The organism is Deltaproteobacteria bacterium, from assembly GCA_019308905.1.
GTDB lineage: Bacteria > Desulfobacterota > BSN033 > WVXP01 > WVXP01 > JAFDHF01.
Genome location: JAFDHF010000090.1, coordinates 1 through 10,359 on the forward strand (window position 1 = coordinate 1; position 10,359 = coordinate 10,359).

At 59.1% G+C, this 10,359-nt stretch carries 12 protein-coding genes; 8 read left to right on the top strand and 4 right to left on the bottom strand.

What is annotated here, in order from left to right; all coding sequences use genetic code 11:
* Positions 1-242 precede the first annotated feature (242 nt).
* The 3 genes from JRJ26_19025 to JRJ26_19035 all read right to left on the bottom strand — a co-directional run bounded on the left by JRJ26_19025 (position 243) and on the right by JRJ26_19035 (position 4,302).
* Complete coding sequence (locus JRJ26_19025) at positions 243-2,627, bottom strand: AgmX/PglI C-terminal domain-containing protein (GenBank protein MBW2059588.1); 2,385 nt, start codon at positions 2,625-2,627, stop codon at positions 243-245.
* 208 nt (positions 2,628-2,835) lie between these two features.
* On the bottom strand, positions 2,836-3,711 hold the full coding sequence (locus JRJ26_19030; protein ID MBW2059589.1) for a zf-HC2 domain-containing protein: 876 nt from the start codon (positions 3,709-3,711) through the stop codon (positions 2,836-2,838).
* Entirely contained in the window at positions 3,712-4,302 is a 591-nt protein-coding gene (locus JRJ26_19035) for a sigma-70 family RNA polymerase sigma factor (protein ID MBW2059590.1), read from the bottom strand.
* Between the two features lie 319 nt (positions 4,303-4,621).
* Between JRJ26_19035 and JRJ26_19040 the strand changes: the two genes are divergently transcribed.
* The 7 genes from JRJ26_19040 to JRJ26_19070 all read left to right on the top strand — a co-directional run bounded on the left by JRJ26_19040 (position 4,622) and on the right by JRJ26_19070 (position 8,299).
* The gene (locus JRJ26_19040) at positions 4,622-5,122 is read left to right on the top strand and encodes a PaaI family thioesterase (GenBank protein MBW2059591.1); all 501 of its coding nucleotides are present in this window, start codon (positions 4,622-4,624) and stop codon (positions 5,120-5,122) included.
* A 56-nt stretch (positions 5,123-5,178) separates the two neighbouring features.
* Positions 5,179-5,967 (top strand): TIGR00266 family protein, encoded by a 789-nt coding sequence (locus tag JRJ26_19045; GenBank protein ID MBW2059592.1) that lies wholly within the window; start codon positions 5,179-5,181, stop codon positions 5,965-5,967.
* Positions 5,968-6,081: 114 nt separating this feature from the next.
* On the top strand, positions 6,082-6,399 hold the full coding sequence (locus JRJ26_19050; GenBank protein MBW2059593.1) for a transcriptional regulator: 318 nt from the start codon (positions 6,082-6,084) through the stop codon (positions 6,397-6,399).
* A 221-nt stretch (positions 6,400-6,620) separates the two neighbouring features.
* Complete coding sequence (locus JRJ26_19055) at positions 6,621-7,079, top strand: TerB family tellurite resistance protein (protein ID MBW2059594.1); 459 nt, start codon at positions 6,621-6,623, stop codon at positions 7,077-7,079.
* A 6-nt stretch (positions 7,080-7,085) separates the two neighbouring features.
* Positions 7,086-7,586: a signal peptidase I gene (gene lepB, locus JRJ26_19060; GenBank protein MBW2059595.1), complete on the top strand. Its 501-nt coding sequence runs from the start codon at positions 7,086-7,088 to the stop codon at positions 7,584-7,586.
* On the top strand, positions 7,583-8,080 hold the full coding sequence (locus JRJ26_19065) for a hypothetical protein (protein ID MBW2059596.1): 498 nt from the start codon (positions 7,583-7,585) through the stop codon (positions 8,078-8,080). Before lepB ends, JRJ26_19065 begins: the two co-directional genes overlap by 4 nt.
* 69 nt (positions 8,081-8,149) lie before the next feature.
* Entirely contained in the window at positions 8,150-8,299 is a 150-nt protein-coding gene (locus JRJ26_19070; GenBank protein ID MBW2059597.1) for a hypothetical protein, read from the top strand.
* 161 nt (positions 8,300-8,460) lie between these two features.
* On the opposite strand, the gene JRJ26_19075 is transcribed toward JRJ26_19070, so the two are convergent.
* Positions 8,461-9,729, bottom strand: coding sequence for an integron integrase (locus JRJ26_19075; protein MBW2059598.1), 1,269 nt, complete (start codon positions 9,727-9,729; stop codon positions 8,461-8,463).
* Between the two features lie 380 nt (positions 9,730-10,109).
* Here JRJ26_19075 and JRJ26_19080 point away from each other — a divergent pair.
* Positions 10,110-10,359 (top strand): TIR domain-containing protein (locus tag JRJ26_19080; GenBank protein ID MBW2059599.1); only part of this gene is annotated, 250 nt, incomplete at its 3' end.

Consider the following 10,359-nt stretch of genomic DNA (forward strand, 5'->3'; position numbering starts at 1 on the left):
CCCTGAGGGAGGCCGGCCGCGGTGACCACCTGGCAGATATATACCTGGAACGGGCCCGCCGGTTCCTCGCCCAGGACCCAGGAGACGACTGGACCGGCGTGGAGGCATTCAAAAAGAAATAGGGAGGGGAAGGAGCGGTCTGGACTGGAATAGCCCTTGGTCGAAAGGGAAGATTCGCCTCTCGATCCGGGGCGCCGGCAGGAGAGGGAAAAACCGGCGGCCGGCGCCCCCTCGAAACAGACTCACCTCACAAGGAACACGAGCCTGATCATTCCCGTCTCTCGGTTTTGCAACACTGGGAATCGGATTCCCTTCAAGCTCTCGACCAGGCACTTTCTGAGATCCTTTCCTATCATTTCCCTCCTGCCGATCCGAACGCGGGTCACCCGACCACCCGAATCGATAAGGAGTGTGAGGGCGATCTCCCCCTTGGGTTGGGATCTGCATTGGGATCTTTTCCAGTAACACTTGCTGATTGCGGCCATCTGTTCCCGGATCAGCCTCCTGACGGTCTCCTCTCTCAGGCCTCTCGTCACCATGATCTCTTTGAGCTCGACGGCGACACTCCCGGAACGTGCAGGTCCGGAGGAGGGCTCAGATACCACCCGATCTCGCTTCGCTTCATGACCGTCCTCCTTGATCCCTTTCTTGTCGGCTCCGGCCCACCCTCGCTTCAGAGCCGCAGGGGCGACGGCAGCGCATGCCTGCCGCGCGCCGAATCCTTCGCCGGCCACGGCATAGTCTGAGACTCCTCGAGGCAAGGGGAGGGGCTGTTTGATCGTCACGGCCTTGCCATCCTCCAGGCGGACCCGGGAGTCGATCGCCACAAAGGAGGTATAGGCTGTGAGCAGGTTGTAGGCGAGCCCCAGACCGGTCACCTCCTCGACCCGCTCGTCTTCCCGGCGGAGCCTGTTGTAGTCTGCCAGGAGGCCGATCCTGTAGCGGGCCCAGAGGTAACGGAGCGCGGAGTTGGTTTTGAGAGGCAGAGACTCGGCCACGTCGATCTCCTCTCTAAAGGTGCCGCCCCCTGAAAGACCCTCCAGCCGTATACACCCCCTGGGGCTGCCACGCCATTTGCCAAAGACGATGACCGGGCGATCGGCCAGCACGTCGGGAACCCCGGGCGGTTCCACGTCGTAGACCCGGAACCCGTCGAAGTCGAGCTTGATATTGGTCAGCACAGGGGATCGGATGAGCCTCCTGAATCTCTCCGCCTTTACCGGTGCTTCCTCGGGCCTGGTGACGACAAAGGGCTCGCCCATTCCCACCCGTGCCATCCCCTCGATTATATGCCTGTTGACGCTGGATCCGATCCCAAAGGCGAACATGTTGGCCCTGCCGAGACTCTTCCGAATCAGGTCGAATGCCTCCTCCTCGACCGTCACATAACCATCCGTGGCAATCACCACATTGCGTGAGTATCCCTCTGTCCCTGGAAGTGAAAGGGCCCTTTTCAGCGCCGGGAGGAGCTCGGTGCCGCCCCCTCCACGCTGGCGCTCGATCAAGTCGACGGCACGGCGGATGTTTTCCGGCGTGGCGGCCACGGATCGCTCCGACAGGACCGATGACCCCCCTGCAAAGAGCAGTACGTTGAACCTGTCCGCGGGCCGGAGGCTCCCGATCAGGCCCTTGAGGAGTTTCTTCGAGATATCAAGGGGAAAGCCGTGCATCGAACCGGACACATCGACGATGAATATGTATTCCCGGGGCGGGATCTCGACCGGGCTCACCCTTTTGGGGGGTTGAACCATGAGGAGAAAGAAGTTTTCCTCCTCTCCCTCGAAAAGGAGCAGGCCCGTTTGGATCCTCCTACCGGCAAGCCGGTATTTCAGGAGGAAATCACGGTTGCCGCCGTATCTTTCCGACCCGTCGAGCTCGATCGTGGCAAGACCGGGATCCCGGTATTCGATATCGACCTTGTGTGAGGAACAGGTGACATCCCGGATGGGGAGGCCCGCCGCGAGGTTGACGGTGATGTCAAAGGTGTACGGAGGAGGCTCTCCCTGGTGGAGATATGGGTTCTCGATCCATCTCTCCCCGGGACTCACTCCTGCTGCCGGGACGTTTGAGTACCGGGGCCCCACGACGGTGGGGTAGACGAACTCATAGACCCCGCCGGTCGGAACCAGCAGCTCCGTGTAGCTGAGCTCCACCCTGACCGTGTCTGAGGGCAGGATATTCGCCACCCTCATCTGGAACACGTTGGGCCTTTTCTGCTCCAAAAGGGAGGCGCTCTTGCCGGCGTTCCTCGCCTGCTCGTACAGCCTCCGTGCGGCCCTGCGCTCGCGAATCTCCGCCGTGATCGTCCGCTCCCCGATCGTCATCCTCATCCCGTAAACGGCAGCCCGTGTCGAGGCCGGAAAGACATAGATCGCCTCGAGCGGTCTTTTCCCCTCGTTCCTGTAGACCTGTGTCACCACGACGTCGGCAATGACGCCCGAGATGTCCACCCTCACAGACGTGGATTTCAGGGGCAGCGGGTCCGACTCGGGGTCGTCGCTCTTCACAAGGAAATACGGTGAAAGGGTCTTGCCGAAATCTTCCTCTGACCGCGCGCAAACACCGCCTGCCACAAGGACAAAGGCGGCCGCAATTAGTAACACTCTTGCCTTCTCTCTCGATTTCATCTTTTTCCCTCCTTTTGGCCGGGTTTCGGGCTTTCGAATCGATTAGACAAGGGGGAGGGGAAAAAGTTCCCGAAATTCCGGACTCCTTCGAAAAAACCGGCGCGATGTCTGAGTTGAATCCCGAGGGGAAAAGAGGGAAAAAGGCCAAAAGGGGAAGCTCACAAGATCCACGGGTGGAATCGATCAAGGGTTGGCAGAGCCGATCTGCTCACCGCGGGCGGAGGAACCTGATCCTAACCTGAAGGGGGCCCTCACCTCCTTCGGATAGCCCCGGTCCAGGCGCCTGGACCGGGGCCAGGCGTTCGAGTTCTCGATAGAACGACTGGTAGCTCTTTGAGGGGATCTCGGCAAGGATCGATCGCGGCTCTCCGGTCTTGCGGTCGTGTTCAACGGAGACTACCCTTCCACGGACATCTTTGATCAGGCTTTTCACCTTCAGGAGAAGCCCGTCAAGCCGAGAAGAGGGGGCAACCTCTCTCTCTTTGGATTCGAACGCCTCTCCCATGGGGACTCTCACCGCTCCGCCCGCAGCATGGCCGGTTCCCGGAGGTTTCTCTCCCAGTAGGAAGACGAGTTCGATCGGCTCTGCCTCTCTCCCGGGTCGCTCAGCCGGTCTCTCTTCGAGAGCGGGCTGGTAACGGCTGGCCTCTCTTTTCGGTGCAGGGCCCAGCTTATCGGCTGCCGCGCCTTTCGAAGCCCACTCCTGTGTGGAAACCCGGGGAGCCGAGGCTATCTGTTCCTTTGGCCGGTAGGTATAGAGACCTCCAAGAACTAGAATCGCAATTGCCAGGGCCGTTGCCGCCTCCAAGGGCACCTTTATCCTCACCGGAACAAACAGCACCCGGATCAGCTTGCCCAGGGTGAACCTCGCCTCGATCCGCTCGTGGAGCCTCTCGAGAAAATCTCCCGGGGCCCTAACAGGCTCCAGGGAACCGAGCTCCTCGACCAGAGCCTCGAGTGAGGCCAGTTCTTCCCTGCATCCCTCACAGCTCGACAGATGCTCCTCCACCAGCGCCCTGGTCTCCTGGTCGAGAAGGCCGTCGATATACTCGGAAAGGAGTTCCCTTACCCTCTCACATTCCATCTATACGACTCCCTTGAGCTTCTTTCTCAGGTCGAGTCGCGCCCTGGCGAGCCTCGACTTGACCGTGCCTAGGCTGAAACCGGTTATGGTCGCAATCTCATCGTAGCAGAGCCCTTCGATATCACGGAGGGTGACCACCGCCTTCTGCTCGGCGGGGAGCGAATCTATCGCCTTCTTGATCAGCCTCAGTCTCTCCTTCTTTTCGAGCTCAGCCCTCGGGGATCTGGATTCGTCCCGAATCTCAAGGGGAGGATCGGCCTTCCCTTGAGCCCCCGGGTTGTCGAGACTCACCGTCTCCCCTCTACGCCTGTACTCTGCCGATTTGACCCTGTTCCTGCACGTATTGACCGCAATACGATAGAGCCATGTGGAAAAGGCCGATTCGAACCTGAACCCCTTCAAGGACCGGTAAACCTTTATGAAGGTCTCCTGGGCCGCATCGCTTGCCTCGTCATAGTCTCCGAGGAACCAGTAGCAGAGATTGACCAACCTGTCCTTGTGCTTGAGGACCAACCGGTCAAAGGCGGCCCGGCTTCCCGCCTGAAAGGCACTGACCATCTCTCTGTCTTCCTCTTTTGAGCTGCCGGCCATTCTTCTTTCTTCTCTCATCGATTCAGACAAGATGGATCGAGGAATGTTCCCACGCACCCGAGGGCCAGGCTCGTCGGGCAGGCTTTTCCTTGAAAGCAGCCCCTACCTACCCATTGAATACGACATTTCACCGGGATGTTCAATTCGGGGCAGGGGCACAAGAGATCGCCCGGCTGCAATTGACAGAACCAGGAGAATCTGAAAGACTATGTCTCGATCCCGGACAAAAACACGCTCTTTGCTCCCTCCATGCCCCGGCTGACAGAGGAGGCGGGACCGCTCTGGCACAATCCCTGCTAGATGAACGAAAGGAGCGTCTATGACCAAAAAGGCTTTCCAAGACTACTACCCGGACGACCTGAGCCACTGTTACGGTTGCGGGCGGCTGAACAGGCGCGGCTTGCATATCAAGAGCTACTGGGATGGTGACGAAACGGTCTCTACGTTCCATCCCAAACCCTATCACACGGCCATCCCCGGCTACGTTTACGGCGGGCTCATCGCTTCCCTCATCGACTGCCACGCCACGGGTACGGCTGCGGCCGCGGCCTACCGGGCCGAGGGGCGTGCCATGGATACGATGCCTCCGCTCCGCTTCCTCACTGCCTCGCTCCACGTAGACTATCTCCGTCCGACCCCGCTCGGCGTGCCCCTCCACCTTCGGGCACGCGTCAAGGAGATCAAGGGCCGCAAGGTTGTGGTCTCGGTCACGCTCTCTGCAAAGGGGGAGATCCGTGCCCGCGGGGAGGTAGTGGCCGTCCAGATGCCCGAGCATCTCATGCCCGGCCGCGAAGGGGAGGCCGAGCATTCCAGCCCATAAGCCTCACCGTCTCAACCGGGAAAAACTGGGCCGGGAACAACGAGAGGAGAGATACCATGCAGTGCCACCAGATAGACTATGAGATCATCGGCGATGACATGCAGATCGTCGAAATAGAGCTCGATCCAGGCGAAACCGTGATCGCCGAGGCAGGGGCCATGAACTACATGGACGACGGCATCACCTTTGAGGCGAAAATGGGCGACGGGTCGAAGCCCGAGGCGGGACTCTTCGACATCCTTCTCAATGCTGGCAAACGGGTGCTCACCGGCGAATCGATCTTTGTCACCCACTTCACAAACACGCGGGGCGGCAAGAAGCGTGTCGCCTTTGCCGCACCTTACCCCGGCAAGATATTCCCCATCGACATGGCCAAGGTCAGAGGAGAGATCCTCTGCCAGAAGGACGCCTTTCTCTGCGCGGCCCTCGGCACCGAGATAGGCATCGCCTTCACGAAAAGGCTCGGGACCGGCTTCTTTGGGGGTGAAGGCTTCATACTCCAGCGCCTCCGCGGAGACGGCATGGCCTTTGTCCATGCCGGAGGAACCGTGATCATCAAGAAGCTGCGCAATGGTTGCATCCGAGTTGATACGGGCTGCCTGGTTGCCTTCACATCCGGCATCGATTACGACATAGAGCGTGCAGGCGGCCTCAAGTCGATGTTCTTCGGCGGAGAGGGACTCTTCCTGGCGACCCTCAGGGGGACCGGGACGGTCCTCCTCCAGAGCCTCCCTTTTTCCCGGATGGCCGACAGGATCCTTGCCCATGCGCCCTCGGCCGGGGGCAACCGGAAAGGGGAGGGGTCTATCCTCGGCGGCCTGGGAGGCCTCCTCGACGGCGATTGAGACTCTCGAAGCATGGATCAGGGGAGAATACCACAGGATGCTCTGGACCCGCCGACAGCTTGAAAAGGAGGCCGAGGCGGGGTTAGTCTTGAAGGGAGACGACCGCAAATCGTCATGACACCGAGAAGGACGGATCAGACCATACGCCAGCAGATCATAGGGGTGCTCTCGGAAAAGGCCCTGACCGCCAGAGATCTCTCGAGGGTTCTCGGAATCCGCGAGAGAGAGGTCTACGACCACCTCGTTCACATAGCCCGGTCCCTCTCGGCCCAGGACAAGAGCCTCGTCACCATGCCCTATCGCTGCCTCGGGTGCGGATACGTCTTCGACAAGCGAAAACGTCTCACCCGGCCGGGCCGCTGCCCCAGGTGCCGCGGAGAACGGATCGAGGAGCCGAGATTCCAGGTCGACACGGGTGCCGCCCGGAAATAATCGCGGTCCTGCTCGCTGGTTTCGATCCGGATCCTTCACTCGGATGGGCTTTGGCACGCAAATCGCATTCTCCGCTCTCCCGGTTAGGCGGAATCTCTCGGACTCGTCCCTTCACTAAGTTCAGGGCAGGCCCTTGAGCAAAGCGAAGGAACGAATTTACAACCAAAGTGTCGTTGTAGGTCGATCAAGAAACTTTACAACCGGAAAGGCGATTCAAGGTAATGGATCTGATAGGGAGATTCTTTGGAAAAGACACCAAGAGCCGATCCCCTGAAAAGGGGAAGGCAAGCGACCGCGACATCCGTATTGCGACCTGTGCCCTCCTTCTCGAGATGGCTCAGATAGACGGGGAGTTCAGCCCTGACGAGAGGGAACGGATCATGTCCATCCTGAAAAGGGATTTCCAGATGCCCGACGAGTATGCTGCCGAACTGCTTGAGGCCACGAGCGAGAGACTCCGAGACAGCATAGACATCTGGCAGTTTACCAACCTGATCAACGAGAACTATTCGCGTGAGGAGAAGATCAGGATCATCGAGATGGTCTGGAAGATCATCTACACCGACGGGAAGCTCGACAGCCACGAGGACTATCTCGTCCACAAGCTCGCAAATCTCCTCCATCTCACCCACACGGAGCTCATCGACGCCAAGCTGAAAATACTCCATCAGGGTGGCTGAGCCAGGATGGTTGCAAGGAAAAGTCTCTGCCGGTTCCTTTTCCCCTCGCCGACACCCGGGTTTCTCATAAGGGTCTCGCTGGTGGCGCTGTCGGCCTATCTTCTTTTCGGCCACCTCCTGATCCCGGTCCGCATCAAGGGGGGCAGCATGGAGCCGACCTATCACAGTGGAGGTGTCAACTTCTGCTGGAGGCTGCGCTACCTCCTGTCGAGGCCCGAGAGGTTTGACGTTGTGATGGTCCGTCTTGCAGGCAACAAGGTGATGCTCCTCAAACGGGTGGTGGCACTTGCCGGTGAAACCGTCGAGTTCCGCGACGGAAGGCTCTTTGTCGACGGCGCAAGGATCGAGGAACCCTATGTCCGCTATCCCTGCCGCTGGAATCTCCCCCCGCGGCGAGTCGAAAAGGGCTGTGTCTATCTCGTCGGGGACAACAGGAGCATGCCCATCGAGAACCACGTCTTCGGGCAGGCCTCAATCAAGCGGATAATCGGAGGACCCCTCTGGTGAAGGTCAAACTTGTCGCAATCGTGATAATGCTTGTAATCGCCGGGATATGGGCGGGCTTCCACTTCTCCCAGAGCGAGGAGAAAAGAGTGAGAAAACAGTTCGCCCTCCTCGCCGGGTGGGTCTCAAAGGACCCCGGCGAAAAGCCTCTAACAACGGCCAGGAAGATCCGGGGCGCACGGGCCCTGTTTGCCGAAAAGTGCGAGGTCAAGGCTCCCATCGATTCGCTCTCAGGGACCTACACCCTCCAGGAGATATCGAGCTATGCCGCCCGGGCCCGCCAGCAGTTCTCGAGACTCTCGCTCCGCTTCTACGACCTTTCGATCGAGTTCACGGACAGGGAAAGGGCCACGGCTTTTGTGACGGCAAACCTCACGGGAAGGTCCACAGGGGGAGAAGGTCTCGACGAAACCCGGGAGCTCCAATGCATGCTTGCGAAAATCGGGGACAAATGGCTCTTCACCAGCCTGCAGGTCGTGGAAGTCCTCAAGAAATAGGAGGAATCACGGCCTTGCCAAAAGGCCTCGTCCTCTCAAACAACGTCTGCGCATCAGGAGGAAAACCTCATGACAGGGGCAATAATGGGTATACTCGGAGTCCTGCTCGGCATGATGGGTGTCACCCTCGGAGTGGCGATCACGCTGGGCAAGACCCTTCAGGGGATCGCCACCAAAGTCGACGAAATCCACCGCAGTCTCGGCAAACAAGATTCATGACGATCCGCCGCGCCAGAGTGCTGTTCCGCTGGCGTGCCGTAGGGCGGGTGAACCTGGTCTAACCTGGCCAAGGCCGGCCAAGGCTTGGGGCCGGGTCGTCTCTCGGTGCAGAATCTACTCGATGGATTCTTGGGAATCGCGCCTCCAGCCCCGTGGAAGTATCACGTCCACACGTCGAGGGGGCTTTGGACGCCCAGGAGGTTCTTTCCAGCAACATGGGTATAGATCATGGTGGTCTGCAGGCTGCTGTGGCCCAGGAGTTCCTGGATCGTGCGGATGTCGGTCCCCCTTTCGAGCAGGTGCGTTGCGAAGCTGTGCCGGAGGGTATGCACGGACACACCCTTCGTGATTCCCGCCTTGAGGGCGGCCTGCCGGATCTGTTTCTGCAGTGTGCTTGGGTGGAGGTGATGCCTCCTGATTCTCCTGCTTCGCGGGTCCACGGAAAGCGAGCTTGAGGGAAACACCCAGTACCACTCCCACTGCTTTCCGGCATTGGGATACTTCCGCTCCAGGGCATCTGGAAGCCATACTCCGTCGATCCCATCGGCCCGGTCCTTCTGATAGAGCCGGTATACACCCTCCAGATGGGACTGGAGCTCGTCCTTTACGGCCTCAGGGAGTATGGTCTGGCGGTCCTTGTTCTGCTTGCCTCTGCGGATCGTCACCGCACTCCTCTCAAAATCGATGTCCTTCACCCGGAGCCCCATGCACTCGGCCACGCGCAGGCCCGATCCATAGATCAGCTTGGCCATCAGGAGGTTCACCCCGCCCAGGTGGTCAAAGAGCCGAAGCACCTCCTGGCGGGTGAGCACAACCGGAAGCCTTCGCCGGGGCAGGGCTCGAACCGCGTCGCGGATCTCTCCCAGCTCCTGATCCAGTACGTGGCGGAAGAGAAACACGAGGGCGTTGAAAGCCTGGCTCTGCGTGGAGGAGGAAATCCTCCTCTCAACAGCCAGATAGCTCATGAAATCCCGCACGTCGTCTGCCTTCAGGGACTCGGGAAGACGATCGCCGCACCACCTCCTGAAGGTCCAAAACCAGTGGAGGTAGGATTTCTCTGTCTTTATAGAACGCTGCTTCAATCGAAGTACCCGGACGAGCCTCGATCCCACCTCCTCCCACCTGGCATCGGAGTCCGCACCCGAACCGTCACGATCCCGGCCCTCCCGCGAAAGATAGTACAGAAACAGCCTTGTCGCATCCCTTGCCTGCTGGACCTGCCACTCCTCGTGGCTCTTTCCCATCTCCTTCAAAAAAGGGCCGATCTCTTCCCGGAGGGAAACCGGATCATCCCCGTCGCCCAGGAATTGGAGAAACCTCGAGACCCATCCCACATAGTAGGGCCTCCGCTTCTGAGGAACCAAACTCTGCCTCGCGAGAAACCTATCAAATCGCTTCAACGACTCTCCCAACTTGGCCTCGTTCTTCATAATATGCGAATCTCCGATCTATCCTAGAAGTGAAGCGAGTATTTTACCAAATCATCCGCCGGTTGACAATCCCGATTTCCTGTGCTATACGAAAACCTAGAGCCTTTCCAATTAAGAAATGGCGTCGCGCTGGGCGCGACGCCATCGCCCGAGCTGAGCTTCCGCTCTCCAGCTTCTCGCTGGCGGCCCATCACAAAAGCACTTACCATAAAGTGACGGGCAGCTCAGGTCCTATCTGATGGCCGCGCCCTGATTCGCGGGCCGCCATCAAGCCGCTGGAGCGGAGTTCCGCATAATTCCGGTCAGATGATTTCATCATCCTCCCTTCATTATACAGAACCCGCTCAGCTCGGGCGTTAGCCATACAAGGAGGAGATACCATGCCGGAGCTTCACAGATACCGAATCTTCATCAGTCATGCGTGGAGTTACAACGAGGACTACTATCGCCTCATCAAGTACCTTGACGAAGCCCCGAGTTTCCTCTACGCAAACTACAGCGTGCCGAAACACGATCCTGCCGAGGAGAGTCTTAAGGAAGCGTTACGACGGCAGATTCGGCCGGTTGAGGTAGTGCTCATCGTTGCAGGAATGTACGCTAATTCCAGCGATTGGATTCAGTTTGAAATGG

Coding starts and splice junctions, on each gene's coding strand:
- JRJ26_19025 (MBW2059588.1), bottom strand. CDS start 2,627: ATGAAATCGAGAGAGAAGGCAAGAGTGTTACTAATTGCGGCCGCCTTT.
- JRJ26_19030 (MBW2059589.1), bottom strand. CDS start 3,711: ATGGAATGTGAGAGGGTAAGGGAACTCCTTTCCGAGTATATCGACGGC.
- JRJ26_19035 (MBW2059590.1), bottom strand. CDS start 4,302: ATGGCCGGCAGCTCAAAAGAGGAAGACAGAGAGATGGTCAGTGCCTTT.
- JRJ26_19040 (MBW2059591.1), top strand. CDS start 4,622: ATGACCAAAAAGGCTTTCCAAGACTACTACCCGGACGACCTGAGCCAC.
- JRJ26_19045 (MBW2059592.1), top strand. CDS start 5,179: ATGCAGTGCCACCAGATAGACTATGAGATCATCGGCGATGACATGCAG.
- JRJ26_19050 (MBW2059593.1), top strand. CDS start 6,082: ATGACACCGAGAAGGACGGATCAGACCATACGCCAGCAGATCATAGGG.
- JRJ26_19055 (MBW2059594.1), top strand. CDS start 6,621: ATGGATCTGATAGGGAGATTCTTTGGAAAAGACACCAAGAGCCGATCC.
- lepB (MBW2059595.1), top strand. CDS start 7,086: ATGGTTGCAAGGAAAAGTCTCTGCCGGTTCCTTTTCCCCTCGCCGACA.
- JRJ26_19070 (MBW2059597.1), top strand. CDS start 8,150: ATGACAGGGGCAATAATGGGTATACTCGGAGTCCTGCTCGGCATGATG.
- JRJ26_19075 (MBW2059598.1), bottom strand. CDS start 9,729: ATGAAGAACGAGGCCAAGTTGGGAGAGTCGTTGAAGCGATTTGATAGG.